The 26290-nt window shown below is 67.3% G+C and carries 28 protein-coding genes; 13 read left to right on the top strand and 15 right to left on the bottom strand.

What is annotated here, in order from left to right:
• Window positions 1-158: 158 nt before the first annotated feature.
• The 9 genes from ACQ5SA_RS09240 (at window position 159) to ACQ5SA_RS09200 (ending at window position 7577) form a co-directional block, all read left to right on the top strand.
• Complete coding sequence (locus tag ACQ5SA_RS09240; protein WP_499314055.1) at window positions 159-554, top strand: diacylglycerol kinase; 396 nt, start codon at window positions 159-161, stop codon at window positions 552-554.
• A 33-nt stretch (window positions 555-587) separates the two neighbouring features.
• Complete coding sequence (locus ACQ5SA_RS09235) at window positions 588-1337, top strand: TerC family protein (RefSeq protein ID WP_499314054.1); 750 nt, start codon at window positions 588-590, stop codon at window positions 1335-1337.
• Between the two features lie 218 nt (window positions 1338-1555).
• A complete protein-coding gene (locus ACQ5SA_RS09230; RefSeq protein ID WP_499314053.1) occupies window positions 1556-2716 on the top strand; it encodes an MFS transporter in 1161 nt (386 codons plus the stop codon).
• Window positions 2717-3314: 598 nt separating this feature from the next.
• The gene (locus tag ACQ5SA_RS09225) at window positions 3315-3935 is read left to right on the top strand and encodes a LemA family protein (protein ID WP_499314052.1); all 621 of its coding nucleotides are present in this window, start codon (window positions 3315-3317) and stop codon (window positions 3933-3935) included.
• Between the two features lie 3 nt (window positions 3936-3938).
• Entirely contained in the window at window positions 3939-4823 is an 885-nt protein-coding gene (locus tag ACQ5SA_RS09220; RefSeq protein WP_499314051.1) for a TPM domain-containing protein, read from the top strand.
• Window positions 4823-5317, top strand: coding sequence for a TPM domain-containing protein (locus tag ACQ5SA_RS09215; RefSeq protein ID WP_230113115.1), 495 nt, complete (start codon window positions 4823-4825; stop codon window positions 5315-5317). Before ACQ5SA_RS09220 ends, ACQ5SA_RS09215 begins: the two co-directional genes overlap by 1 nt.
• An 84-nt stretch (window positions 5318-5401) precedes the next feature.
• Window positions 5402-6289 (top strand): prolipoprotein diacylglyceryl transferase, encoded by an 888-nt coding sequence (gene lgt / locus ACQ5SA_RS09210; RefSeq protein WP_230113096.1) that lies wholly within the window; start codon window positions 5402-5404, stop codon window positions 6287-6289.
• Entirely contained in the window at window positions 6286-7080 is a 795-nt protein-coding gene (locus ACQ5SA_RS09205; protein WP_100463025.1) for a thymidylate synthase, read from the top strand. Before lgt ends, ACQ5SA_RS09205 begins: the two co-directional genes overlap by 4 nt.
• 5 nt (window positions 7081-7085) lie before the next feature.
• Window positions 7086-7577 (top strand): dihydrofolate reductase, encoded by a 492-nt coding sequence (locus tag ACQ5SA_RS09200; RefSeq protein WP_230113099.1) that lies wholly within the window; start codon window positions 7086-7088, stop codon window positions 7575-7577.
• 48 nt (window positions 7578-7625) lie between these two features.
• Here the strand turns inward: ACQ5SA_RS09200 and ACQ5SA_RS09195 are convergent, their stop codons facing one another.
• From ACQ5SA_RS09195 to ACQ5SA_RS09150, 10 genes are all read right to left on the bottom strand, one after another.
• The gene (locus ACQ5SA_RS09195) at window positions 7626-8273 is read right to left on the bottom strand and encodes a DUF1287 domain-containing protein (protein ID WP_499314050.1); all 648 of its coding nucleotides are present in this window, start codon (window positions 8271-8273) and stop codon (window positions 7626-7628) included.
• A complete protein-coding gene (locus tag ACQ5SA_RS09190) occupies window positions 8270-9310 on the bottom strand; it encodes a symmetrical bis(5'-nucleosyl)-tetraphosphatase (protein ID WP_499314049.1) in 1041 nt (346 codons plus the stop codon). Before ACQ5SA_RS09190 ends, ACQ5SA_RS09195 begins: the two co-directional genes overlap by 4 nt.
• Window positions 9311-9325: 15 nt before the next feature.
• Window positions 9326-9709, bottom strand: coding sequence for a Co2+/Mg2+ efflux facilitator ApaG/CorD (gene apaG / locus ACQ5SA_RS09185; protein WP_499314244.1), 384 nt, complete (start codon window positions 9707-9709; stop codon window positions 9326-9328).
• A gap of 13 nt (window positions 9710-9722) precedes the next feature.
• Entirely contained in the window at window positions 9723-10526 is an 804-nt protein-coding gene (gene rsmA / locus ACQ5SA_RS09180) for a 16S rRNA (adenine(1518)-N(6)/adenine(1519)-N(6))-dimethyltransferase RsmA (RefSeq protein ID WP_499314048.1), read from the bottom strand.
• Entirely contained in the window at window positions 10523-11503 is a 981-nt protein-coding gene (gene pdxA / locus ACQ5SA_RS09175; protein ID WP_499314047.1) for a 4-hydroxythreonine-4-phosphate dehydrogenase PdxA, read from the bottom strand. Before pdxA ends, rsmA begins: the two co-directional genes overlap by 4 nt.
• 3 nt (window positions 11504-11506) lie before the next feature.
• The gene (locus tag ACQ5SA_RS09170) at window positions 11507-12850 is read right to left on the bottom strand and encodes a peptidylprolyl isomerase (protein ID WP_312786637.1); all 1344 of its coding nucleotides are present in this window, start codon (window positions 12848-12850) and stop codon (window positions 11507-11509) included.
• Complete coding sequence (gene lptD, locus ACQ5SA_RS09165) at window positions 12847-15327, bottom strand: LPS-assembly protein LptD (protein WP_230113104.1); 2481 nt, start codon at window positions 15325-15327, stop codon at window positions 12847-12849. Before lptD ends, ACQ5SA_RS09170 begins: the two co-directional genes overlap by 4 nt.
• Before the next feature lie 89 nt (window positions 15328-15416).
• Window positions 15417-16355, bottom strand: coding sequence for a histone deacetylase family protein (locus tag ACQ5SA_RS09160; RefSeq protein ID WP_312110183.1), 939 nt, complete (start codon window positions 16353-16355; stop codon window positions 15417-15419).
• A gap of 6 nt (window positions 16356-16361) precedes the next feature.
• Complete coding sequence (locus ACQ5SA_RS09155; RefSeq protein ID WP_089238883.1) at window positions 16362-16916, bottom strand: cob(I)yrinic acid a,c-diamide adenosyltransferase; 555 nt, start codon at window positions 16914-16916, stop codon at window positions 16362-16364.
• A gap of 8 nt (window positions 16917-16924) precedes the next feature.
• The gene (locus ACQ5SA_RS09150; RefSeq protein ID WP_499314046.1) at window positions 16925-17509 is read right to left on the bottom strand and encodes a hypothetical protein; all 585 of its coding nucleotides are present in this window, start codon (window positions 17507-17509) and stop codon (window positions 16925-16927) included.
• Window positions 17510-17617: 108 nt separating this feature from the next.
• Here ACQ5SA_RS09150 and ubiH point away from each other — a divergent pair, with 108 nt between their 5' ends.
• On the top strand, window positions 17618-18823 hold the full coding sequence (ubiH, locus tag ACQ5SA_RS09145) for a 2-octaprenyl-6-methoxyphenyl hydroxylase (protein ID WP_499314045.1): 1206 nt from the start codon (window positions 17618-17620) through the stop codon (window positions 18821-18823).
• Entirely contained in the window at window positions 18820-20001 is a 1182-nt protein-coding gene (locus tag ACQ5SA_RS09140) for a UbiH/UbiF family hydroxylase (RefSeq protein ID WP_353099281.1), read from the top strand. The genes ubiH and ACQ5SA_RS09140 overlap by 4 nt, the downstream gene beginning before the upstream one ends.
• Window positions 20002-20173: 172 nt before the next feature.
• Here ACQ5SA_RS09140 and ACQ5SA_RS09135 read toward each other — a convergent pair whose 3' ends face one another.
• The 5 genes from ACQ5SA_RS09135 to ACQ5SA_RS09115 all read right to left on the bottom strand — a co-directional run bounded on the left by ACQ5SA_RS09135 (window position 20174) and on the right by ACQ5SA_RS09115 (window position 24939).
• Window positions 20174-20572, bottom strand: coding sequence for an EF-hand domain-containing protein (locus tag ACQ5SA_RS09135; protein WP_353099280.1), 399 nt, complete (start codon window positions 20570-20572; stop codon window positions 20174-20176).
• Window positions 20572-21639 (bottom strand): 23S rRNA (cytidine(2498)-2'-O)-methyltransferase RlmM, encoded by a 1068-nt coding sequence (rlmM, locus tag ACQ5SA_RS09130; protein ID WP_230113111.1) that lies wholly within the window; start codon window positions 21637-21639, stop codon window positions 20572-20574. The genes ACQ5SA_RS09135 and rlmM overlap by 1 nt, the downstream gene beginning before the upstream one ends.
• Window positions 21623-22183, bottom strand: a complete 561-nt coding sequence (locus ACQ5SA_RS09125) for a nucleoside deaminase (RefSeq protein ID WP_033830398.1) — start codon at window positions 22181-22183, stop codon at window positions 21623-21625. The genes rlmM and ACQ5SA_RS09125 overlap by 17 nt, the downstream gene beginning before the upstream one ends.
• A gap of 96 nt (window positions 22184-22279) precedes the next feature.
• On the bottom strand, window positions 22280-23011 hold the full coding sequence (locus tag ACQ5SA_RS09120) for a DUF6348 family protein (RefSeq protein ID WP_230113112.1): 732 nt from the start codon (window positions 23009-23011) through the stop codon (window positions 22280-22282).
• Between the two features lie 179 nt (window positions 23012-23190).
• Entirely contained in the window at window positions 23191-24939 is a 1749-nt protein-coding gene (locus tag ACQ5SA_RS09115) for a glutamine--tRNA ligase/YqeY domain fusion protein (protein ID WP_499314044.1), read from the bottom strand.
• Between the two features lie 196 nt (window positions 24940-25135).
• Here ACQ5SA_RS09115 and ACQ5SA_RS09110 point away from each other — a divergent pair, with 196 nt between their 5' ends.
• Together ACQ5SA_RS09110 and msrA are read left to right on the top strand one after the other, a co-directional pair.
• Window positions 25136-25399: a putative signal transducing protein gene (locus ACQ5SA_RS09110; protein ID WP_230113114.1), complete on the top strand. Its 264-nt coding sequence runs from the start codon at window positions 25136-25138 to the stop codon at window positions 25397-25399.
• Between the two features lie 30 nt (window positions 25400-25429).
• The gene (gene msrA, locus ACQ5SA_RS09105) at window positions 25430-26095 is read left to right on the top strand and encodes a peptide-methionine (S)-S-oxide reductase MsrA (protein ID WP_447935982.1); all 666 of its coding nucleotides are present in this window, start codon (window positions 25430-25432) and stop codon (window positions 26093-26095) included.
• The last annotated feature ends 195 nt before the right edge of the window (window positions 26096-26290 follow it).

Raw genomic sequence — 26290 nt, 5'->3', positions numbered from 1 at the left:
CCGGGCCGTTCGCGGGGCCTCGCGGCGGGGCGTCCGGGGTGCCGCTGCCGCCCTTGTGGCAAAATGGGGGCTGTCTGCCTATCCCTGTGCACCCATGATTCCCTGCCGTGCGTCTGAGCGGTCGCTGCGCCGCGCCCCTGTTGCTGGATGTTTCACCCGTGGCTGATCAGTTCGGCCACATGCCCCGCGGCCCGCGCCGCATCTTCCAGGCCGCCCGCTGGTCCTGGCAGGGCCTGCGAGCTGCCTGGCTGCATGAGTCCTCGTTCCGGCTGGAGGTCTACCTGCTGGTGATGCTGACGCCGCTGGCGATCTGGCTGGGCCAGACACCAGTGGAGCGCGCGCTGATGATCGGCTCGATGCTGCTGGTGCTGGCGATGGAGCTGGCCAACTCGGCCATCGAGGCGGTGATCGAGCGCTATGGCGCGGAAATCCACGAACTGGCCGGCCGCGCCAAGGACATGGGCTCGGCGGCAGTGTTCGTGCTGATGATGAACGTGCTGCTGTGCTGGGCCCTGGTGCTGGTGCCGCGGTTGTTCCCGGCCAGCGTCGGCTGATCCTTCTTCCTCCCCCCTTGTTGAAGACTTCCCATGTCCCTTGAGCTTCTCGCCGATCCGAATGTCTGGTTGACCCTGTTCACCTTGAGCGCGCTGGAAATCGTGCTCGGCATCGACAATCTGGTGTTCATCTCCATCGCCGTCAGCAAGCTGCCCGAAGAGCGCCGTCCGTTCGCGCGCCGCCTCGGCATCGCCGTGGCGTGCATTACCCGCATCGGCCTGCTGGTGTCGCTGGCGTACCTGGCGCACATGCAGGCGAACCTGTTCACCGTGGCCGGCATGGGCATCTCCATCCGCGACCTGGTGCTGATCGTCGGTGGCCTGTTCCTGATCATCAAGGGCTGGATGGAGATCAAGGAAATGATCTCCGGTGGCGAGGACGAGGATCCGACCACCACCAAGACCTCGGCCGTGTTCGGCTACGTGATCGCGCAGATCGCGATCATCGACATCGTGTTCTCGCTGGACTCGGTGATCACCGCCGTCGGCATCGCCGACCACGTGCCGGTGATGGTCGCCGCGATCCTGTTGTCGGTGGCGGTGATGCTGCTGGCGGCCAACCCGCTGGGCCGCTTCATCGACGCCAACCCGACCGTGAAGATGCTGGCCCTGGCCTTCATCCTGCTGATCGGTGCGGTGCTGATCCTGGACGGCCTGGACATGCACGTGCCCAAGCCCTACATCTACGCCGCGATGGGCTTCTCGGTGCTGGTGGAGTGGCTGAACCTGCTGATGCGCCGCCGCGCACGCGAACACCACGTGCCGGGTGCCGGCGACTGGTAAGCACTACCTCGAACCCCCGGCCAGCGCCGGGGGTTCCGCTTTCCGGGCGCCGCTGCGCTCGCCGGGCATGGCCCGGCGCTGCCCGCATGGCCGACCTGCCCGCCACTTGTGAACCAGGATCAACACTGTTTTCCCGCGCGGAGGCTTAATCCCGGCCGGCAAAGCGCGCAGGCTACGCGCTCATTTTCCACAGGGCCTGCCCCACGCAGGCAACCCCCATGAATTCCAGAGCCGCATTGCTGGCACTCGCCGTCGGCGCCTTCGCCATTGGCACCACCGAGTTCACCCCGATGGGCTTGCTGCCGGTCATCGCCAGCGGCGTCGGGGTCAGCATCCCCACCGCCGGCATGCTGATCACCGCCTACGCGGTGGGGGTGATGCTGGGCGCACCGGTGATGACCCTGCTGATGGGACGCTTCGGCAAGCGCACCGCGCTGATGCTGCTGATGTCGATCTTCGTGGTCGGCAACGTGCTGTCGGCGCTGGCCCCGAACTACGGCCTGCTGTTGCTGTCGCGGCTGGTGACCAGCCTCAATCACGGCGCGTTCTTCGGCATCGGCGCGGTGGTCGCCGCCAGCCTGGTGCCCAAGGACAAGCAGGCGGCGGCGGTGGCAACGATGTTCATGGGCCTGACCATCGCCAACATCGGTGGCGTGCCGCTGGCGACCTGGGTTGGCCAGCAGCTGGGATGGCGCCTGGCCTTTGCCGGCACTGCCGTACTCGGCGTGGTGGCGATCACCGCCTTGGCCATGGCACTCCCGGCTTCCGCAGCGGGTGCACGCCCGGATGTCCGGCGTGAACTGAAATCGATCATGCAGCCGCAGGTACTGCTGGCGATGGCGACCACGGTGCTGGGCGCAGGTGCGATGTTCACCCTCTACACCTACGTGGCGCCAGTGTTGACCGAGCTGACCGGCGCCTCGAATGCCTTCATCGCGTTGTCGCTGGCACTGATCGGTATTGGTTTCACCGTTGGCAACGGCATCGGCGGACGCATGGCCGACTGGTCGCTGGACGGCTCGACCCGCATCCTGCTGGCGGTTCTGGCGGCGCTGATGTTCGTGCTGCCGCTGGCCTTCATGAGTCACGCCACTGCGGCGCTTGGCGTGTTGCTGTTCGGCGCGGCGACCTTCGCCATCGTGCCGCCGCTGCAGATCCGGGTGATGCAGGCGGCGAGCGAGGCGCCGGGGCTGGCGTCGTCGATCAACGTCGGTGCGTTCAACCTCGGCAATGCACTGGGCGCGGCGCTGGGTGGTGCGGTGATCAGCCTTGGGCTGGGGTACGCGGCGATTCCGGTGGCCGGTGGCCTGCTGGCGGCGTCGGCGCTGCTGCTGGCGTGGCTGGGGCGTGCTCGCGTGCCGGCTGCTGAGGCTTGCTGAGGGGGGAGGGGTTCCGGCAGGGCTTGCAGCCCTGCACCCGCCGAATCAACGTCAACGGCAAAAGCCCGCATTCCGTGGGTTGGCGGGGCGGTGTGGGTGGGCAGGACACGCCGTGAACCCATCCCTGGGGGCTCGATGGCGCCATCCATGGCGCCAACGGTCCTGCCCACCCACACCGCCCCACCTTTGACAGATCGCCGCGATCGGTCGGAACGTCGTCCTGCTCTGGTGGGTGTCGACCTTGGTCGACACGGTAGATCCACGCCATGCGTGGATGGCAGGCATCAGGAATGTCTGAAGAATCGGCTTTTGCTTTTGATTTTTCTTTTGATCTTCCCGCGGTGCGCAGGAAACCGTCCGTGGCCGGGAGGATGGGTTGGCTGGGGGCGTGAGCCGCATGGATGCGGCGACCGAGCTTACATGGACGTACTTGCAGCGGCCCCCAGCCAACCCACCCTCCCGGCCGCCACCCGATAGCCAGCAACGAACTACCGCGGAGGGGGCGGCGCCCGATGGCCGACGATGGCCGACACTCTCCACACGCCCGTTAACACCGACCATGGCATGCTCGGCGTTCAGTCCACCCGGAGCCTTGGCCATGCGCCTGCTGACCCGCCTCATTCCCCTGTTGCTGCTGGCCTTCCTGCTGTCCGGCTGCGGCTACAACGCCATCCAGCAGAAGGACGAAGCGGTCAAGGCCAGCTGGTCCGAAGTGCTCAACCAGTACAAGCGCCGCGCCGACCTCGTGCCCAACCTGGTGCAGACCGTGAAGGGTTTCGCCAGCCAGGAAGAGCGCGTGCTGACCGAAGTCACCAACGCCCGCTCGCGCGTTGGCCAGATCAACGTCAATGCTGATGACGAAGCCTCGCTCAAGCAGTTCCAGCAGGCCCAGGGCGAACTCGGCAGCGCGCTGTCGCGCCTGCTGGTGGTCACCGAGAACTACCCGGTGCTCAAGTCCGATCAGAACTTCCGCGATCTGCAGGCGCAGCTGGAAGGTACCGAGAACCGCATCACCGTCGCCCGTGGCCGCTACATCCAGCAGGTGCAGGACTACAACACCTACATCCGCTCGTTCCCGCAGCTGATCACCGCCAAGATCTTCGGCTACCAGCCCAAGCCGAACTTCACCGTGGAAAACGAAGCGCAGATCTCCAACGCGCCGGCGGTTGATTTCGGCACCGCGCCGCAGCAGCAGCCAGCCCCGGCTCCGGGCCACTGACCGATGCGCCTGGCCGCCACACTGCTGGCTCTGCTGTTGTGGCTGCCGTTGACCGTGCAGGCGCAGACGCTGGCGCCGATCCCGGCGCTGGATTCGCCGGTGGTCGATACCACCGGTACCCTGGATGCCGCGCAGAAGCAGGCGCTGGTGCAGCAGGCGCTGGACCTGCAGCAGCGCAAGGGCAGCCAGATGCAGGTGCTGGTGGTGCCGACCACGCAGCCGGAAGACATCGCCCAGTACACCACCCGCGTGTTCGACCAGTGGCAGATCGGTCGCAAGGGCGTGGATGACGGCGTGTTGCTGGTGGTGGCCAAGGACGATCGGCGGGTACGCATCGAACCGGGTTACGGCCTGGAAGGTGCGATTCCCGATGCGATCGCCAACCGGGTGATCCAGGAGTATCTGGTGCCACGCTTCCGCGCCAATGACTATGCCGGTGGCATCACCGACGCCACGGCGATGCTGGTGAAGATCATCGACGGCGAGCCGCTGCCGGCGCCGGTCAGCAGCCAGCAGGGACGCGCCCCCGACGGCGGCGGCGATACCTGGTTCCTGGCGTTGTTCATCGGCGTGTTCGCCGGCAGCATCCTGCGTGGCGTGTTCTCACGCGTACCGCGTCCGCTGCGCGGCCTGCTGGGAGGTGCCGGTGCGGCCGTTGCTGCCTTCCTGTTCACCTCCACGCTGCTGGCCAGTGGCCTGGCCGGCGTGGTTGGCCTGGTGGTGGCGATGCTGTCCGGCCATCCGGGGCGTTTCGCTGGCGGTGGTGGTTGGGGCGGAGGCAGTTGGGGCGGTGGTGGCTTCGGCGGTGGTGGTGGATTTGGCGGCGGCGGCGGTTGGGGCGGCGGTGGTGGCCGTTCCGGCGGCGGCGGCGCGTCGGGGGGCTGGTGATGATCCAGCGTCTTTGCCGGCATCTGCTTTCGCCGTCGGTACGCCGGGCGTTCCCGCCGGCCACGCTGCAGGCGATCACCGAGGCGATCGCCGCAGGCGAGCAGCGCCATGGCGGCCAGGTGATGTTCGCGGTCGAGGCCGATCTGCCGCTGCACGCGCTGTGGCACAAGGTCACCCCGCGGCAGGCGGCCGAGCATGCCTTCGCCCGCCTGCGCACTTGGGATACCACCCACAACAACGGCGTGCTGATCTACCTCTTGCTGGCCGACCATGCCATCGAGATCGTCGCCGACCGTGGCCTGCAGGGGCGGGTCGCGCCCGAGCAATGGCAGCGGATCTGTACCCACCTGCGCGAGGGCCTGCGCGGTTCCCAGCCGGTGGCGGCGCTGCGTGATGCCATCGATGAGGTTTCCATCCTGCTGGAAGGGCACTTTCCGGCCTCGGCGCGGTCCGATCAGGACGGCCTGCCGGACACGCCGCAGATCCTGGGCTGAAGCCCGGCAATCGCGTGACCGGGGCCGCCGCGAGGCCGCTCCCGGGCGGCGCTAGAATATCGGCATCCCTGCAAGGCGCCCTTCATGATCTATTTCCACGACATCGACCCCATCGCCCTCTCGCTGGGACCGATCAAGGTGCACTGGTACGGCATCATGTACCTGCTCGGCTTCACCGCCGCCTGGCTGTTGGGGCGCAAGCGCATCGCCGACGGGCGCCTGCCGGGCGTCGATGCCAACGGCTTCTCCGACCTGCTGTTCTACGCCATGCTCGGCGTGGTGCTGGGCGGCCGCATCGGCTACATGCTGTTCTACGCGCTGGGCGATTTCCTGCACAACCCGCTGCTGCTGTTCAAGGTGTGGGACGGCGGCATGAGCTTCCACGGCGGCCTGCTGGGTGTGATCGCCGCCTGCTGGTGGTGGTCGCGCAAGCACGCGCTGCACTTCTTCGACACCATGGATTTCATGGCGCCGCTGGTGCCGTTGGGCCTGGGTTTTGGCCGCGTCGGCAACTTCATCGGCGCCGAGCTGTGGGGCAAGTACACCGACGGCAGCTGGGGCGTGGTGTTCCCGTCCGGCCTGCCGGCGCCGCTGAACCAGCTTGACCACGCTACCCTGCAGTCGCAGTTCGCCAGCGGCGCGCTGAATCAGTTCGCCCGCCATCCGTCGCAGTTGTATGAAGCACTGCTGGAAGGGCTGGTGATGTTCGTGGTGTTGTGGACGGTGTCGGCCAAGCCGCGCCATCGCTATCTCATCGGCGGCCTGTTCGCGCTGCTGTACGGCATCTTCCGCTTCGCCGTCGAGTTCGTGCGCATGCCCGACAACGGCGTCTATGTGGCCTTCGGCTGGCTGACCAAGGGCCAGATCCTGTGCGTGCCGTTGATCGTCTTCGGCCTGGTGCTGCTGGCGCTGTCGCGCCGCGCGCCGGTGCTGCAGCCGCAGCCGCTGGTGGTCGCCGAGGGTAAGGCATGAAGGCTTACCTGGACCTGCTCTCACACGTGCTCGAACATGGCGCGGAGAAGAGCGACCGTACCGGCACCGGCACCCGCAGCGTGTTCGGCTGGCAGATGCGCTTCAACCTCAACGACGGTTTTCCGCTGGTCACCACCAAGAAGCTGCACCTGCGCTCGATCATCCACGAGCTGCTGTGGTTCCTGAAGGGCGATACCAACATCGGTTACCTCAAGGACAACCAGGTGCGCATCTGGGACGAGTGGGCCGACGACAACGGCGACCTCGGCCCGGTGTACGGCAAGCAGTGGCGCAGCTGGGCCACGGCCGACGGCGGCAGCATCGACCAGATGCAGTGGCTGGTGGACGAGATCAAGCGCAACCCGGATTCACGGCGGTTGGTGGTCAGTGCCTGGAACGTGGGCGAGCTCTCGCAGATGGCGCTGATGCCGTGCCACAACCTGTTCCAGTTCTACGTGGTCGACGGCAAGCTCAGCTGCCAGCTGTACCAGCGCAGTGGCGACATCTTCCTCGGCGTGCCATTCAACATCGCCAGCTACGCACTGCTGACGCACATGGTGGCGCAGGCCACCGGCCTGGGCGTCGGCGATTTCGTGCACACGCTGGGCGATGCGCACCTGTATTCGAACCACTTCGAGCAGGCGCGCGAGCAGTTGTCGCGTGAACCGCGCGCGCTGCCGACGCTGTGGTTGAACCCGGAAGTGACCGATCTGTTCGGCTTCCAGTTCGACGACATCCGCATCGACGGCTACGATCCGCATCCGGCGATCAAGGCACCGGTGGCGGTGTGAGTGCGATGAAGCTCTCGATGATCGTGGCACTGGATCGCAACCGTGGCATCGGCCAGGGCAATGCCATGCCCTGGCACCTGCCGGACGACTTCAAGCACTTCAAGGCGTTGACCCTGGGCAAACCGATCCTGATGGGGCGCAAGACCGCCGAATCGATCGGCCGCGTGCTGCCGGGCCGGACCAACCTAGTGCTGACCCGCAGCGGCCAGGTGCCGTTCGAGGGGATGCGTGCGGTGGCCTCGCTGGACGAGGCGAAAGCGATTGCAGAAGGTGAGGGTGCCAGTGAGCTGTGCATCATTGGTGGTGGCGAGATCTTCCGCCAGCTGCTGGACCAGGCCAGTGATCTGTACCTGACCTGGGTGGATGCTGAAGTACCGGCCGACACCCACTTCCCCGAGCTGGACCCGGGTGACTGGCAGGAGGTGAGCAGCGAGCCGCATCCCGCTGACGAACGCCACGCCTACGCCTTCCGCTTCGTGCATTACGTGCGTCGCTGAGCGCGGAGTGCTGTAGAGCCGAGCCATGCTCGGCTCCACAGCACTGCCTCAGGGCATCCGGTAGTGGCCGATGATGGCGTGCTGGAACAGCAGGTTCTCTTCCCGCGTACCCCGCGCGATGTTGTGCAGCACCAGCGGCGTGCCGTCTGCCAGGCGCCGGTCGGAGACGATGCCCACGTGCAGCAGGCCGTTGCCGTTGAGCTTCCAGGCAACGATGTCGCCGGCAGCGAAGTCGTTGCCGCGGTCACTGATCGGCTGCTGCCAACCCTGGCGATCAAACCAGCGCATCAGGTTGGGCACGCGCCGATGGTCGATGTTCCGATCCGGTCGTGACAGTCCCCACAGCGCCGGATAAGCGCTGAACTCAGCGCGCATGTCTTCGTTCACGCGGACCTGCAGGTCCAGCCCCTGCGTACGCAGGGCGCGTATCAGCACGTCGGTGCATACGCCGCGATCAGCGGGCACGTCGCCAGAGGGGTAGGCCAGTACCTGATAGGCAGGGTCGTAGCGGGTGGTGACGCCGATCTGCGCGCGGGCGGCAGCGACCAACGGTGGTGAGGGTGTGGGAACCGATGCAGGGACGGCGGCATTGTCGGCGCCGGCGGTTGCTGGCGACGACGAGGGCTGGCAGCCGCTGGCCAGGGCCAGCGTCAGCAGCAGCAGCACCGTCCATGGTGCGCGGTTGCCTGGCTTCATGCCGAAGGAGGCGTGCCGTTGTTGCTGCCGCCACCATTACCACCGCCACCGCCACCGCCACCGCCACCACGGCGGCGGCGCCGACGCGGACCACGGTTGCCGGGGGCGCCAGCACCGGCGCCGGCAGCGCTGTTGCCCTGGCTGTTGTCCTTGCCCTGGCCGGCGGTGCGTTCGTGTGCGGGTCGTGCAGGCGGCCGCGCGTTGGCGACCGGTGCCGGCACGTCGCGTCCCGGTACCTGCACCACGCGCAGCTCATCGGTGTCGAGCTGGATTGCGGTGAGCTTGCCGCCCCACACTGCACCGGTGTCGATCGCGTGGATGCCTTGGGTGATGGTCAGGCCCAGCGCCGACCAGTGGCCGCAGACCACCTTCAGGTCACGCTCGACCCGGCCCGGCACTTCGAACCAGGGATACAGCCCCTGTTCCTGGGTGCCCGGCGTGCCCTTGTCCTCGATGCCGATGCGGCCGCGCGAGGTGCAGTAGCGCATGCGCGTGAGCACGTTGATGATCGCCCGCGAGCGCTCGTAGCCGGTCAGGTTCGGTGCCCAGCTGGGCTTGTCGCCGTACATGTTGCGGAACAGCTTGCGGTAGCCGGCGCCGTGCAGCTGCACTTCCACTTCGGCCGCATGCTTTTCGGCCATCTGCGTGGTCCACTTCGGCGCCAGGCCGGCATGCACCATCATCCAGCCAAGCTCGCGGTCCACGTGCACCAGCTTCTGCAGGCGCAGCCAGTCCAGCAGCACATCACGGTCTTCGGCCTGGACGATGCGCAGCAGGTCCGGGTTGACCTTGCGCTGTTCCTCTTCGGTGCGCGCACCGACGGCCAGCAGGGAAAGGTCGTGGTTGCCGAGCACCACCACGCTGTGTTCGCGCAGCGAATGCACCAGACGCAGCGTTTCCAGTGACTGTCCACCGCGGTTGACCAGATCGCCGCAGAACCACAGGGTGTCCTGCGCCGGATCGAACCGGATCTTTTCCAGCAGGCGCTGGGTTACGTCATAGCAGCCTTGCAGGTCGCCGATCGCCCATACACTCATCGTTCGGCCTCCGTGTCAGTGCAGGGTGCGCGGGATGGCCAGCACGAAGGGTGCGACCGGCGCGGCGAATTCGGTGCCATCGTCGGCCACCATGTCGTAATGGCCCTGCATCGTGCCGTGCTCGGTGCCGAGCATGACACCCGAGGTGTAATGGAAGTCTTCACCCGGACGCAGTCGCGGCTGTTCGCCGATCACGCCATCGCCATCGACATGCTCGACGCGGCCATTGGCATCGGTGATGCGCCAATGGCGTGCGACCACACGCGCGGCAACGCGGCCTTGGTTGTGGATGCGGATCGTATAGGCGAACGCATAGCGACCGTCTTCCGGTGCGGATTGGTCGTCGAGGAAGCGCGGCGCGACTTCGACGGAGATGGCATAAACGTCAGCGTCTTCCATACCGGCAGTGTAATCAGGAGGCATTGGCCAAAGCGATGAATTCAGCCACGTCCAGCTGTTCGGCGCGGGCATCGGGACGCACGCCGGCGGCCACGAACTGCTCGGCGCTGACCACGTTGTTCAGGGCATTGCGCAGGGTCTTGCGGCGCTGGCCGAAGGCGGCCCTGACCACGTCGGCGAAGCGCTTGTGGTCCTTGATGCTGATGGTGGCCGGGTCGCGCGGTATCAGCCGCACCACGGCCGAATCGACCTTCGGCGGCGGCCTGAACGCACCCGGCGGCACCACGAACAGCGAGGTCACCTCGCAGTAGGCCTGCAGCATCACGCTGAGGCGGCCGAACACCTTGCTGCCGGGACCGGCGGCCATGCGATCGACCACTTCCTTCTGCAGCATGAAGTGCATGTCGGAAATCACCGCAGCGTGTTCCAGCGCATGGAACAGGATCGGCGAGGAAATGTTGTAGGGCAGGTTGCCGACCAGGCGGATCGGCTGGCCGTCGGCCAGCTCGGTGAAGTCCACCCGCAGCACGTCGCGGTTGACGATGGTCAGCTCGCCCAGCGGTTCGGCGGCGGCGGTCAACGGCGCGATCAGGTCGCGGTCGAACTCGATCACCGTCATCTTCGGGTGCACGCGCAGCAGCGGCAGGGTGATGGCGCCCTGGCCCGGGCCGATCTCGACCAGACGGTCGCCGTCCCTGGGATTGACCGCCATCACGATCTTGTCGATGTAGTAGCGGTCGGCAAGGAAGTGCTGGCCGAGCTGCTTCTTGGCCGGGGCGGAAAACACCGGGCCGGAGGGGGAATGCGGGGAAGTCATGTGCTCAGTGTACGTTGCCGCGCCAGCCGCGCACACAGCGTTGTGGCGGCCTGCAGGCTGGAAGGATCGGCAATGCCGCGGCCGGCAAGATCCATCGCGGTGCCGTGGTCCACCGCCACGCGCGGGTAGGGCAGGCCCAGGGTCAGGTTCACCGCCTGCTCGAAGCCGGAGTACTTCAGTACCGGCAGGCCCTGGTCGTGGTACATCGCCAGCACGGTGTCGAAGCCGGTCAGCTTGGCCGGCAGGAACGCGGTATCGGCCGGCAGCGGACCGATCAGGTCCATGCCCTCGCTGCGCAGGCGCTGCAGCAAGGGGATGACCAGATCCAGCTCCTCGCGACCAAGGTGACCGTCTTCGCCGGCATGCGGGTTCAGGCCAAGCACGGCGATGCGCGGTGCGGCCAGGCCGAACTCGCGGCGCAGCGCGGCATGCACGGTACGCAGGGTGTGTTCCAGGCCGGGGGCGGTGATCGCATCGGCGACCTCACGCAGCGGCAGGTGGGTCGTGGCCAGGGCAACGCGGACGATGTCGTTGGCCAGCATCATCACCACCTTCACCCCGGCCTGGTCGGCCAGCAGTTCGGTGGTGCCGCTGTAGGCGATACCGCCCTGGTTGATCACGGCCTTGTGCACGGGGCCGGTCACCACACCGTGCAGTTCACCGGACAGGCAGGCCTGGCCGGCACCCAGCAGGGCAGCGATCACCGCGCCTGCGTTGGCAGGGTCGGTATGGCCGAAACGGCTGGGGGTGCTGTTGGCGACGGCGCGCAGGCGCAGGTCACCGGGGACGCGGGCATGTGCGTCCTCGGGCAGCAGTTGCAGGGGCAGGTTCAGCGCGGCAGCGGCCGCGCGCAGGGTGTCCGGATCGGCGAATGCCAGCAGCCGGCAATCATCGCGCGGCTGCTGGACCAGTCGGACACACAGCTCCGGGCCGATCCCGGCGGGCTCGCCCGGTACCAGAGCGAGCTCGGGGAGCATGGCTCAGGACTGCGGAGGCGTGGCGGTATTTTCCGCCCGGTCACCGCTGCGGAAGCTGACGAAGGCTTCGCCACGCAGCTCCTGCAGGAAGCGGTTGTACTCGTCTTCCAGCTTACGGCGACCGATGGTCTCGCGGACCTGGGCGCGCTGGTTGTCACTGCCCACGTCGGTCTGACGGGTGGCCACGCGCTGCACGATGTGCCAGCCCGCATCGGTACGGAACGGCTGGCTCACGCCACCATCCTGGATGCCTGCCACCTGCTGGCCGAAGGCCGGGCCGAACGCGTCGGCCGGGAACCAGCCCAGATCGCCGCCCTGGCCCTTGCTGTTGGTGTCCTCGGACGATTCCTTGGCCACCTGCTGGAAGTCGGCACCGCCGACAACACGGGCGCGCAGGGTGTCGATCTTGGCCTTGGCGGCCGCGTCTGACTGTGCATCGTCCACGCGCACCAGGATATGGCGGCCGTGGTACTCGGTGACGGTGTGGGCGCCTGCCGCCGCACTGGCGTCGCGCACTTCCACCAGCTTCAGCAGCTGGAAGCCGCTCGGGCCGCGGATCGGGCCGACCACTTCACCAGCCTTCATCTGCTGCATCGTCTGTGCGAACGCCGCCGGGATTTCATCCAGGGTGCGCCAGCCGAGGTCGCCGCCTTCCAGTGCATTGGGGCTGTCGGAATAGCGCACGGCCGCCGCATTGAAGTCCAGTTCGCCCTTGTCCAGCAGGGTCTTCACGCCTTCTGCCTTCTTCTGGCCAGTGGCGATCTGCTCGGCAGTGGCGCCGTCGGGCAGGGCGACCAGGATGTGTGCCAGGTGGAACTGGTTGCCGGCATCGGCCTGCTGCTTCAGGGCAGCATCGACCTCGCCTTCGCTGACGCTGATGCGGCTCTGCGCAAAGCTCTGGCGCAGGCGCTGCACGGTGATCTCGTCACGCACCGAGGCGCGGAAATCGTTGAAGTCGATGCCGTCATGGGCCAGGCGCTGACGCAGGGCATCCAGGGTTGAACCGTTCTGCTGGGCGATGGCATTCATCGCCTGCGTCAGTTCCTGGTCACCGACATGGATACCGCTGCCCTGTGCACGGGCCACCTGCAGCTTGACCAGCACCAGGCGCTCGAGCACCTGACGGCTGAGCACGTCATCCGGGGGCAGCTGGGCCTCGCGGCCGGCGTACTGCGCCTTGATGTTGGCGATCGCACGCTGGAGCTCGCTCTGCAGGATCACGTCCTCATCGACGACAGCAGCGATGCGATCCAACGGCTGGGCCTCCTGCGCAAGAACCTGCAGGGGGGCGGACACGCTGGACACCGCCAGAAGCGATGCGAGGAGAACGGGGAAGCTCTTGGTCATGGGATCAGATTCGGATCGTAGTCATCGCGGGCTGCTCCGGTGTTGCTGGGCGGCACGAGATAGAGGTCATCACGGTTGTAGCCGAGGATAGCACGGCGCAAAGTGCGGTCCGTGTCCTGGCCAAGAGAGCTCAAGCCCTTGAGCACGAACTCAAGCTGGATGGAGTTGTTCATTTCGCCTTCGCGGTTGCGCACGTAGCGGCGGGCCACGGCGCGTACGGCCAGGCAGCAGCTGTCCCACTGTACGCCACCGATGATTTCCAGCGGTTCCTTGTCCTGCAGCGAGTAGTAATAGCGGCCCACCAGGCTCCAACGCTCGTTCAACGGGTACAGGAACGACAGGTCGGCCTGCTCCAGCAGGGTGCGGTCGTGCTTGTTGGCGTTGGCCGGAGCGCCGGAATTGATGCGGTAACGGTAGGTCAGGTTGACCACGCCGTCGTTGGACATCAGGTAGCGGGCACGCACGCTGGCCAGATCCTCGCGCTTGTACTTGGGATCCCACTGATAGGTGGCACCCAGCGTCCAGCGGTCGTTGATCATGTAGTTGCCGTCGGCGATCCAGGCCGATTTGCCCTTTTCCACCGGCGCGCCGCCGGGGGTCACGCTCACGCGCGATTCGTCGAAGTACTGGATCTGGCCGATGGAGGCCGAGAAGCGCTCCTTGCCGGTGGTCTGGTCGATGAAGCGGGTACCCAGCGCCAGGGTCAGCTGGTTGGCATCGTTCTGGCGATCGGCGCCGGTATAGCGCGAATCGCGGAACAGCTGGCCCCAGCTGAAGGTGAAGTCGCGGGTATCGAAGATCGGCAGGTCGTCCTGGTTGCGGTAGGGCGTGCGCAGGTAGAACAGGCGCGGCTCCAGGGTCTGCAGGAACGACTTGCCACCGAGCGTGGTCTCGCGGTCGAAGAACAGGCCGGCGTCAAGGCTGGCGATCGGCAGGCTGCGGCTGGGCGAGGTGTTGCCGCGCAGCTGTTCCGGCGTGGCCGTGTTCGGATCGATGCCCTGCGAGACCAGGATGCTTCTACGGGTAGCATCGGCCAGCCCGCGGTCCAGCTCGTAGCCGGTATAGCGGTAGGCCAGCGTCGGGGTGATGTACCAGGCCGCGCCGCTGATCGGGAACGACACGTAGGGTTTCACATCCAGGCGCGAGCCGCCGTACATGCGCTGGGTCTGGCCGTTGCGCGTGTACTGCAGGTCGGGGCCCGCCTCGGCGCCGTACTTGAAGTTGATGTCGTCGTGGGTGAAGCGCACGGCCTCAGCGTAGACGCCGGTCTCCAGCCACGGCAGCAGCGGCTTGTCCCAGTTGACGTACAGGCGCGGCTGGCGGTTGTAGGCCAGCGCGCGCTCGTCGAGGGTGTAGTCGGTCAGCTGCCAGCGGTCGGCCATGATGCCGGCCGTCCAGTTCTTGCCGGTGCCATACAGGCCGACGGTGCTCTGCAGGTTCGACGCGGTGACGCCCACCAGGCGGTTGGCGAAGTCTTCCACGTAGCGCTCGTCGCTGACCCAGGCCAGGTTGGCGCGCGCCTGCCAATGATCGTCGAGGTTGTGGTAGCCGCCGAACATCACCCGGCCGCGGTCGCGGTCGCGCAGCTTGTCGTTGGGCATGAACGCGGTCAGCAGTTCGCCGCGGCCGCCTTCGTAGAGGTAGCGGAACTCGTTGTCGAGCATCAGGCCGCGCTGGCTCATGTAGCGCGGGGTCAACGTGTCGTCGTAGTTCGGCGCCAGGTTGAAGTAGATCGGCTGTGCGTAATCGAAACCGTTGCGCCCGGACATTCCCAGCTGCGGGAACAGCAGGCCGGTCTTGCGCCGGTCATCGATCGGGAACTTGAAGTAGGGTGCCCACAGGATCGGCACCTTGCCGATCCGCAGCACCGCGTTGCGGGCGGTACCGAAGCCTTCGTCGTTGTCGACTTCGATCTCCGGCGCCGTCAGCCGCCACACCGGCTGCGACGGGTCGCAGGTGGTGTAGGTGGAGCGGTGCATCTGCCCGACCGCACCCTGCAGGTCGACCGATTCGGCTTCGCCATTGCCGCGGCGGGACACCAGCTGGTACTGGATGTCGGTGATCTTGTGGGTGTCGCTTTCCTGGTTGCCCTCGGCGCGCTTGGCGACCATCCGGATCGAGGCATCCTGGTAACGGACGTTGCCATCGGCGACGTAGTTGCCGCTTTCGGTATCGAAGCTGAGCTTGTCGGTGCCGACGAACTGGTCACCCCGGCGCAGCGCCACATTGCCCTGGTACTGCGGCACGGTGGTGGTGCCCAGCAGCTGGTCGCCCTCGATGTCGGTGGGCTGTTGTTCGCGCGCAGCGCTGGCGGCAGCCTTGTCCTGGCCGGGAACGGGTGTCGGCGCGTCGGTGAACGCAGGGATCACGTCTGTGGCCGGACAAAGGCCCCAGTTGAGCGGCTTGTCATCGGCCCATGCCGGAAGGCAGACGGCGATGCTCAGGGGCAAGGGAAGCAGGCGGAGGGCTCGGCGCACGCGGTTCGGATTCGGGCGAAAACGGACGGTAGATTGCCCCATCCCTTGCATAGGGGCAATGAAGGCCTCCCCGGATTGCCGGTTCGGGTTCATCCAGCCCCGTTGCCGGAGGGGGCGGCGATCAGCGCCTGCAGGTGGGCCACGCTGCACTCGGCCAAGGCCTGCAGGTCGTATCCACCCTCCAGCATCGACACCACCCGGCCGGCGGCATGGCGGCGTGCCAGCGCGTGCAGTTCGCGGGTGATCCAGGCGAAATCGTCGGTCTCCAGCATCAGGTCGGCCTGCGGATCGCGCAGGTGGGCATCGAAGCCGGCCGAGATCAGCAGCAGCTGAGGGCGGAAGTCGTCGATCGCCGGCAGCATCTCGTCGGCCCAGACATTGCGGAAGCGGAAGCCACCACTGCCCGGCGGCAGCAGGATGTTCATCAGGTTGCCGGCACCGCGGTCACGGCGCAGGCCGGACTCGGGGAACAGGCCGGCCTGGTGGGTGCTGTAGTAGGACACCCGGGCGTCGTGCTGGAAGATGTCCTGGGTGCCGTTGCCATGGTGGACATCGAAGTCGACCACCGCGATCCGCTCCAGACCGTGGCGGTCGCGGGCGTAGGCGGCGGCGATGGCGATGTTGTTGAGCAGGCAGAAGCCCATCGCGGTGCTGCTGGTGGCATGGTGGCCGGGCGGGCGCACCGCGCAGAAGGCCAGCGGATCTTCACCCAGCATCACCGCATCGACGGCGGCGACACCTGCGCCGGCGGCATGCACTGCGGCACTGGCCGAGCCCGGCGAGGTCCAGGTGTCCATGTCCAACTGGCGCAACGGTGCGGTCTGCGGTTGCAGCACCAGATCCAGCAACGCGCTGTCGTGGACCCGGGTCAGTTCACCGAACTTGGCTGGCGGCGCTTCGCGCCACTCCAGCTGGCCGGGGAAGGCCTCATGCAGCGCGTCGAGCACCACCTGCAGGCGTTGCGGGCATTCAGGATGGCCAGGGCCCGGATCGTGCAGCAGGCAGGCGGGGTGGGTGAAGACCAGCATGGCGACTCAGCGCTGGCGATGCTGTGGCTGCCACAGCGCTTCGCCGTGGCCATCGGCCCGTGCCAGCACCCGGGCCAGCACGAACAGCAGGTCTGACAATCGGTTGAGGTACTGCAGCGCTTCGCTGCGTACCGGTTCCACCCGGGCCAGGGCCACTGTGTCGCGCTCGGCGCGGCGGACCACGGTACGCGCCAGGTGGCAGCGCGCGGCGGCCTCGCCACCGGCCGGCAGGATGAACTCCTTCAGCATCGGCAGGTCGGCGTTGTAGTGGTCCAACTGCTGTTCCAGGGCCGATACATCGGCGGCGTGGATCGCGGCATGGCCGGGAACGCACAGTTCGGCGCCCAGATCGAACAGCTGGTGCTGCAGGTGCACGACCAGCGCGCGGACGTCCTCAGGCAGCGGAACGGCCAGCAACAGGCCGAGCGTGGCATTGGCTTCGTCGACGGTGCCATAGGACGCAACGCGCAGATCATCCTTGCCGACCCGGCTGCCGTCACCCAGGCCGGTGCTGCCGTCGTCACCGGTGCGGGTGTAGATGCGCGAGAGGCGATGACCCATGGCGTGCTTCAGTGGTGGATGCCGCGGCGGGCCTGCAGGAGCTTGAGCACCTGCTCCACGGCAAGCTGCAGTGCGGCGGCCAGGGCCACGTAGATCGCGGTGGTGCGCAGGTACGGGCCGAACCACTGCACGTAGTTCTGTGCCCAGCCGGCCACGGTCGGCTCGGCCACGTTCTGGCTGGTCCAGTAGAAACCACCCTGCGCCAGCAGATGGCACAGCGCCACCGACGCCACCAGCAGCAACGCACCCTTGCCCAGCACCGACCACTGCGCGCTGCGGTAGTTGCGGCCCAGCAGCATGCCGCCGGCCCACATGGCGAAGTACGCCGGCAACAGCAGCCAATAGCCTGGCGACACGCAGTAGTGCTGCCAGAAATCGATACCGCTGCTGCGGATCACGATCCAGTCGACCAGCACCGCGAACACCATGAGCAGCGGGAACGCCCAGCGGGTCCAGCGGGCGAGGTAGAAGCCGCCGATGAAGAACACGGCCCAGGAGGCGTCCGGGATTGCCGCGAAGTGATTGACGCGGGTCGCCGCCAGCAACAGCACGAGCACTGACAGGACGAAGGCGCGGGGAGCGGAGTCGGACATGGCGGTGGGGCCGGAGCGGATTCAGGTTTTATTCTAGCCCGGCGCGGCGCTTGGCGCAGGCGGGGCCGTGTCGGGCATGGCGGCGCGGCGAGCGCGTATCATGCGCCCATGAGTGAACGACATGACGTGCTGATCGTCGGTGGCGGTCTGGTGGGGGCCAGCCTGGCCATCGCCCTGGACCGGCTGGGCCGCGACGTGGGCCTGCTCGAAGCCAGCCCGGCCGGCGAACTGCCTGCGGTGTTCGACCAGCGCAACCTCAGTTTTGCTGCGGCCACCATCAATGCGCTGACCGCGCTGGGGGTCATGCAGAAGCTGTCGATGGCGCCGGGCCCGATCCGCCGCATCCATGTCAGCCGCGCCGGTGATTTCGGCCGCGTGCAGCTTGATGCAGCAGATTACGACCGGCCGTGGTTCGGCCAGGTGGTGGTCGCGCGTGATTTCGGCCAAGCGCTGGAAAGCCGGCTGCAGGAACTGCCACGCCTGCACCGCTACCGGCCGATGCGTTTCCTGGGTCTGGGCGAAGTGATCGACGGTTACCGCCAGGTGCGGGTGGCCGATGACAGCGGCGAGCGCGTGCTGTTGGCGCGGTTGGTGGTTGGTGCCGACGGCACCAGCAGCGGCGTGCGCGATGCGTTGGGCATCGAAGTCGATCGCCACGATTTCCAGCAGACGCTGTTCGTGGCCCGCGTGCGCAGCCAGCGCGCGCCCGATGGCACCGCCTGGGAGCGCTTCACCGATACCGGTCCGACGGCGTTGCTACCGCGCGGCGACCGCCATTTCGGCACCGTGCACGGCGTTGCCCGTGACCAGGCTGACGCGGTGATGGCGCTGGACGACACCGCCTGGCTGCAGCGCCTGCAGCAGGCCATCGGCTGGCGTGCGGGTCGTCTGCTCGACTCCGGTCCGCGCAGCGCCTATCCGCTGATCCAGGTACTGGCGCGCGCGCTGGTGGGGGAGCGCACGGTGCTGCTTGGCAATGCCGCGCAGACCATCCACCCGCTGGGTGCACAAGGCTTCAACCTCGGCCTGCGCGATGCATTGACGTTGGCTGAGCTGCTGGAAGTGGAGGGCGACGCCGGCAGTGATGCGCTGCTGCGGTCCTATGTAGCCCGCCGCGAAGAAGATCGACGGCAGACGGTGGCGTTCTCCGGCGGTCTGGCCCGGCTGACCAGCAATCCGGCGCCGCTGTTGCGCCCCCTGCGCAGCCTGGGCCTGGTGGCCGCACAGCGCGCCTCGGTGCAGTCGATGCTGGTCGGCGGTGCGATGGGCTTCCGTGGCGACGTGCCGCGCCTGTGCCGTGGAGAAGCCGCATGAACCGGCGCGCACGCCTGGACGTGGCGATTGTTGGCGGCGGTGTGGTCGGCGCCGCTTGTGCGCTGGCTCTGGCCGATGCTGGCCTCGCAGTGGCGCTGGTGGAAGGTCGTGAACCTGCGCCGTGGCAGGCCACTCAGCCGGATCTGCGGGTGTTCGCCTTTGCCGCCGACAACGTGCAGTTGCTGGAGCGTCTCGGTGTATGGCCGACGATCGCGCAGGCACGCGCCTGGCCGTACCGGCGCATGCAGGTGTGGGATGCGGCCGGGGGCGACGACCTGCTGTTCGACGCGGACCGCTTCGGCCGTCGCGAACTGGGTTTCATCGTCGAGAACGGCTTGCTGCAGGATCGCCTGTGGGCGGCACTGCCGGCCGCCGGTGTGGAGCTGCATTGCCCGGCGCGCGTGGAAGCCCTTGAGCAGGATGAGCACGGCGTGCGCCTGCGGCTGGATGATGGCCGTCGCATCGAAGCCGCACTGGCCGTTGCTGCCGACGGTGCGGAATCGACCCTGCGCGAACTGGCAGGGATCGACGTCGAGCGCCACGACTACCAGCAGCGCGGTGTGGTCGCCTATGTGGACAGCGAGCTGCCCAATCAGGCGACGGCCTGGCAGCGCTTCCTGCCGACCGGTCCGCTGGCGCTGTTGCCAGTGGCCGAGCGCCGCAGCTCCATCGTCTGGACGTTGCCCGATGACGAGGCAGCACGCGTGCTGGCGCTGGACGAAGACGCATTCAATCGTGAACTGACCCGTGCCTTCGCCGCGCGCCTGGGCGAACTGCGGCTGGCCTCGCCGCGCGCGGCGTTCCCACTGCGTCGGCAGTTGGCCCGCCACTATGTGGCCGGTCGCGTGTTGGCGCTGGGCGATGCCGCGCACGTGGTGCACCCGCTGGCCGGGCAGGGCGTCAACCTCGGCCTGCGCGACGTCGCCGCCCTGCAGCACTGGCTGGCGCCGTCGGCCGAACGGCGAGGGCAACCCCGGTTGTCGCCGCAGCGTGTGCAGCGCTGGGCGCGTGAGCGTCGCAGCGACAACCAGATCGCTGCCTACAGCTTCGAAGCCATCAACCGGCTGTTCTCCAACGACGAGATGCACCTGACCCTGGCGCGTGGCCGCGCGCTGGGCTGCGTAGGCAAGTGGCCGCCGCTGGTGCAGGCCTTCTGGAAGCGCGCCGCAGGGGTGTGACGGCTGGGTGCCAACCAAGGTTGGCAACTACCAACCACGGGTGATGCGGGCCCGCGCCGAATCGCTTCTGGTAGACGCCAACCTTGGTTGGCGCGCGGGCCCCGGATCATCCACCGGTAGCGCCGTCGTCAGTAGATCCACGCCATGCGTGGATAGGGTTACCGCAGCGGCCTCAATCCACCAGCCAACCGGCCAGCTCGGCGCGGTCCAGCTTGCCGCGACGCTTCACGTCCAATGCGTTGAACTCATCGGCAAGCGCCGGATTTACCTGCGCCTCCTCGCGACTGATGAAGCCATCACCATCCACGTCCAGCTCGGCGAAATGGATGCGGTACTGGCCGACCACGCTGGCCGGCGCCACCGAACGCACCGTTACCGGGGTTTCGCCCAGCGGCACCACGATGTCGACGCTGCCGGTCACCCGGCCGGCCGACAAGGACTGCTGTCGGACCACGCCACTGTCATCGCGCAGGGGAGCGCTCTGTGCCGGCTGCGGGCGCGCCGATTGTGCCAGTGCCGGCGACGCCAGCAACGCGGTACACAGCAACAGGAAAATGCGCGGGGTGTTCATCAGCGCAGCGGCGACGCCAGCACCGTGATTTCCTCACGGTCGTGGTACAGCTGCTTGGCACGTACCACCAGCGGCTTGCCGGCCTGGTCCTGGAACAGGTCCAGGCACAAGCGGGTCTCGTCCCAGCGCTTCTTCATCGGCAGCTTCAGGTTGAAGATCGCGTGCTTGCACCAGCCTTCGCGGAACCAGGTGGCCATGCGTTCGGCGACGCGACGCGGCTGCTCGACCATGTCGCAGACCATCCAGTCCAGCGACTGCTCTGGATGCCAATGGAAGCCATCGGCACGCAGGTGCTCGACCAGGCCGGTGTCCAGTACGTGCTGGCGCAGCGGGCCGTTGTCGATGCTCAGCACATGCACGTGCTGGCGGGTCAGCACCCAGGTCCAGCCGCCCGGTGCGGCGCCGAGGTCGGCCGCGCGCATGCCCGGACGAACCAGCGCTTCGCGTTCTTCCGGGGCAAGCAGGGTCAGCAGTGCCTCATCCAGCTTCAATGCCGAGCGCGAGGGTGCGTCGGGCAACAGCTTCAGGCGCGGAATGCCCAATGCCCAGGGTGCACTATCGTCCGGGTTGGCCACGCAGATGAAGGCGTGGGTGCCATCGACGAACACCACGTGCAGGCGCGGCAGGCGTGCGTTCGGTTTGTCGCTGAGCTTGCCAGCCTTGCGCAGCGCCGGGCGCAGGGCATTGCCGAACGCACGCGCAAGCCCGGACAGCGGTTTGCCAGCGTCCGAATCGGGATGCTCCACCCACAGATCACCGAAGCGCGGCGCATCGGCCAGCACTTCCAGCATCGGGGTGATGCGGTCGGCCGGGTCCAGCTGCGGCAGCTCGGCCAGCACCACCAGTTTCTGGCGGGCGAAGATCAGCTCGCGCCACGGCAGTCGCGGTGCGAGTGCCGCCGCTTCATCGCACATGAAGAGCACGTAGCCATCATTGCGCTGGGTGCGGGCGTAACCGGCAAAACCGGCAGCACCTGCGCGGAACTGCAGTTCACCGGCCAGCTCGGGCTCGAAGCCCTGCCGGCACAGGCACAGCAGGCCGATGCCGGTCTCAGTAACGGGCGCCATCACTTTCCCCATAGGCACGCAGCACGCTGCGCGCCGCATCACGGTTCAGACCCTGCACCACTTCGATGCCACGCTTGTTGAGCTCACCCACCCAGTCAGCCGGCAGCGGGCCTTCATCGAACGGGGTCAGCTCTTCCACGTCGGCCGAGCTGGCGCCGATCAGCAGGCGGTCGATGCCGGCCCACACGGTGGCGCCGTAGCACTGGCAGCACGGCTGCGAGCTGGTGGCCAGGGTGATCGGCGACAGCACCGCGTTCAGGCGCGGGGTCTGCAGGCGCTGCTGGGCCAGCATGTAGGCCATGTTCTCGGCGTGCGCCAGCGAGGTCGAGTGCGGCATCACCCGGTTCACGCCGGCGGCGATCACCTTGTCATCCGGCCCGAATACCACGGCGCCGAACGGGCCGCCGCTGGCGTGGTCGACATTCAGCCGCGACAGCTCGATCGCCAGCGCGACCTTGGCCTCGTCGCCCGGATATCGCCGATCCAGGTCGATCTGGTCGTGGATCCAGGCAGGAAGGGTCAGGTGGACTTGCGCGTACAGCATCGCGGGGGTGCCTCGTTGGGAGTGAAAGGAACAGGTGCAACAGATATCGGCGCGCAGTGTAGCGGCAGTGGCATGTACCGGGCGTGCGCGCTGGATTCAGGCCGGCGAGGGTGAGCCGGTGCGGATCACCACGTACTGCTTGCGGAACTCCAGTCCCGCCTGCGGCCAGCGCGCGGCATAGGCGCGCAGCAGCGGCAGGGCGGGGGCGAAGTCATGGCCGTTGACCCGGCAGTCGGCTTCGCACTGGCCCTGCTCGTCGCGCGAAGCGAACAGGCGGATGGCCAGGAAGTGGTGGGCTTTCAACAGGTCGTCGAAGGCGTCGATGCTCTTGGTGAACAGGCAGCAGGGGCAGGAACCGTGATCGTCCTCGCTGCACGCGGCAGCGTCGTCCAGTTCGCGGGCGCGGTAATGGGCCAGCGGCCCCAGCACCACGGTGCGCTCGTGTTCTTCGCCTTCGTCGCCGGTCGGGTAGGTCAGCCCCATCATCGGCAGATCCGGTGCGTCTTCGGCGCCGATGGCCGCCTGCAGGGTCGCCAGATCCACCCGCACCCAGGTGTCGAAGCCGGACAGCAAGGACTCCTGTTCGGTCGCGCCATTGGCGTGCTGGTATTCGAACAGGCCATCGGCGAACAGGCCGGCGTGGCGGGTCTCGATGACCGTGGACGTCTGCCAGCCGCCGTTGTCGCGTTCGTTGCTGGAGACGCTGTGTGGCGTCAGCTGCAGGCCGCTGTCGAGCAGCAGGTCGTCACCCTCGACGGTGCAGGCGATGTCACGGCCCAGCAGGACCTGTTGCAGCAGCGGGAGAAGCGCACTCGGGGCAGCGGACATGGCAGGGCCTGACAGGGCAAGAGGAGGGGATGATGACGCAGGTAGCGGCTGCGCCATGGCACGTGCCTGCGCTCGCGCAGCAAGGCCCGCCGTTACCGAGGGTCGGCTACGCAGGCTTCAGCAGAGGATGAGGCAGGTGCAGGATGACGCGGGCGCCTTTGCGGCGCCCGCGCAGGTGATCAGGCCGACCAGGTGTCGCGCAGGGTCACGCTGCGGTTGAACACCGGCTTGGCTTCGGTGTGGTCGCGGCGGTCGGCAACGAAGTAGCCGGTGCGCTCGAACTGGAACGACTGTTCCGGCGCAGCGGTGGCAGCCGCCGGCTCGACATAGCCGATGACGGTGCGACGCGATTCCGGGTTGAGGTAGTCGCGGTAGGTCTTGCCTTCCGATTCGTCATCCGGGTTCGGCACCGAGAACAGACGGTCATACAGGCGGATCTCGGCCGGCACGCCGTGCACGGCACTGACCCAGTGGATGGTGCCCTTGACCTTGCGGTTGGCGCCTTCCATGCCCGGGCGCGATTCCGGATCCAGCCAGCCGCGCAGCTCGGTGATGGTGCCGTCGGCATCCTTGATCACGTCGTCGCAGCGGATGATGCCGGCGCCGCGCAGGCGCACTTCGCCACCGGGAACCAGGCGCTTCCAGCCCTTCGGCGGCACTTCGGCGAAGTCCTCGCGGTCGATCCACAGCTCACGTGCGAACGGCACTTCGCGGGTACCGAAGCTTTCGTCCTTCGGGTGGTTGCTGAAGGTCAGCTGCTCTTCGTGGCCTTCGGCCAAGTTGGTCAGCACCAGCTTGACCGGGTCGACCACGGCCATGCGGCGCGATGCGGCGCTGTCCAGGTCTTCGCGCAGTGCGCCTTCCAGCACACTGAAATCGATCAGCGAATTCTGCTTGCTGATGCCTACGCGCTCGGCGAACAGGCGCATCGCAGCCGGCGTGTAGCCACGGCGACGCAGGCCCTGCAGGGTCGGCATGCGCGGGTCTTCCCAGCCGTCCACCAGCCGTTCGGTGACCAGCGCCATCAGCTTGCGCTTGCTCATCACCGTGTAGTTGATGTTCAAGCGCGAGAACTCGATCTGGCGCGGCTTGGCTGCTTCGCGCGGCAGGCCGGCGTCGACCAGCGGCTGGGTCAGCGCGTCATCGTGGGCGAAATCGACGTTGTCCACGCACCAGTCGTACAGCGGGCGATGGTCTTCGAACTCCAGCGTGCACAGCGAGTGGGTGATGCCCTCGATCGAATCGCCCAGTGCATGGGCGAAGTCGTACATCGGGTAGATCGGCCACGCGTTGCCGGTGTTCTGGTGCTCGACGTGCTTGATGCGGTACAACGCCGGATCGCGCAGGTTGATGTTGCCGCTGGCCATGTCGATCTTGGCGCGCACGGTGCGCGCGCCATCGGGGAATTCACCGGCGCGCATGCGACGGAACAGGTCGAGGTTTTCCTCGACGCTGCGCTCGCGGTACGGCGAGGGACGACCCGGTTCGGTCAGGGTGCCGCGGTAGGCGCGCACTTCCTCGGCCGACAGGTCGCACACATAGGCCTTGCCGTCGGCGATCAGCTTCTCGGCGGCCAGGTAATAGGTCTGGAAGTAGTCCGAGGCGTGGCGCAGTTCGTTCCACTCAAAGCCCAGCCAACGCACGTCGTCCTGGATCGCGGCCACGTACTCCGGGTCTTCCTTGGCCGGGTTGGTGTCGTCGAAACGCAGGTTGCAGACACCGCTGAACTCACCGGCGATGCCGAAGTTCAGGCAGATCGACTTGGCGTGGCCGATGTGCAGGTAACCGTTCGGCTCGGGCGGGAAGCGGGTCTTGATCGCTTGGTGCTTACCGCTGGCCAGGTCCTCGCGCACGATCTGGCGGATGAAATCGCGCTTCTCGTGGCTGTCGGCGGGGGTCTCGGGGCTGGCGGGGGTGTGCTCTGACATGAGTCGGCGAAAGTAAGGCAGAAAGATTGCCAGTCTAACGCTTACCGGGAAGGGCTGCCCGGGCTGCCGCTACGCTCGCCGGGCATGGCCCGGCGCTACCATCCCGCACCGGTAGCGCCGGGCCATGCCCGGCGAGCGCAGCGGCACCATTCATCCCCCGGGCGTATGCTGGAATCCTGTCCCACGGAGCCGCCCGATGCACATCGTGTACAAGGCCGACAATCTGTTCGACGCCCACCTGGTCAAGCACGCACTGGAAGACGCCGGCATCCCGGCGTTCGTGTTCGGCGAGTCGCTGCTGGGCGGCATGGGCGAGCTGCCCCTGTTCGGCGTGCTGCGGGTCGGCATCCCCGACGTCGCGCGACCACAGGCCGAGGACATCGTCGCCGCGCTGGACTTGGGCCACGCCCCCAGCGACCCCATTTCAGATGCCGACGACATTGCCGGCCTTCCGGCGTAGGAGCGCATCATGTTGGGAATCGGACAGGGCATCCTTGGCATCGGAGCCTTCAAACAGCGCCTGCCGCGCCCGGAAGAAGCGCTGCCGGGCCGCGAGCAACCGCTGCCGCTGCACAGCAACCAGCACTTCGTGAACAGCCATCCGCTGAAGGACCGTTTCGCCGGCCTGCAGCAGATCCGCTTCGCGCTGGGCTGCTTCTGGGGTGCCGAGCGCAAGTTCTGGAGTGAGCCGGGCGTGTACAGCACCTCGGTGGGCTATGCCGGTGGCATCACCCCGAACCCCACCTATGAAGAGGTCTGTTCGGGCCTGACCGGCCACACCGAGGTGGTGCAGGTGGTGTTCGACCCGGCGGTGGTGAGCCTGGAGCGCCTGCTGCAGCTGTTCTGGGAAAGCCATGACCCGACCCAGGGCATGCGCCAGGGCAACGACACCGGCACCCAGTACCGTTCGGCGATCCACGCCACCGACGAGGCCCAATACAAGGCCGCGCTGGCCAGCCGCGAGGCTTACCAGGCGCAGCTGGCTGCGGCCGGCTATGGCCCGATCACCACCGAGATCGTGTACCCGGCGCCTGAGTACTACTACGCCGAGGACTATCACCAGCAGTACCTGGCGAAGAACCCGAACGGTTACTGCGGCATCGGCGGCACTGGCGTGAGCTGCCCGATCGGGCTGGATGTGGAGGTGCCGCGCTGACGCGCGGTGGTCCGCCTGCGGCGAGCAGAAGCTGAAAGCAACGGCCAAAGCCAAAGCCAAAGCCAAAGCGGCTCTGGGTTGCTGTGGGTTTGGCGGGACGGGTACAGATGGCGGGACACGCCGTAAACCCATCCCTGGGGGCTCGGCCACGGCATCCATGCCGTGGACGGTCCCGCCATCTGCACCCGTCCCGCC

The organism is Stenotrophomonas indicatrix, from assembly GCF_050573115.1.
Classification (GTDB): Bacteria; Pseudomonadota; Gammaproteobacteria; order Xanthomonadales; family Xanthomonadaceae; genus Stenotrophomonas; species Stenotrophomonas lactitubi_A.
The sequence above is the reverse complement of the archived record's forward strand: the minus strand, read 5'-3'. Positions and strand labels throughout refer to the sequence as shown.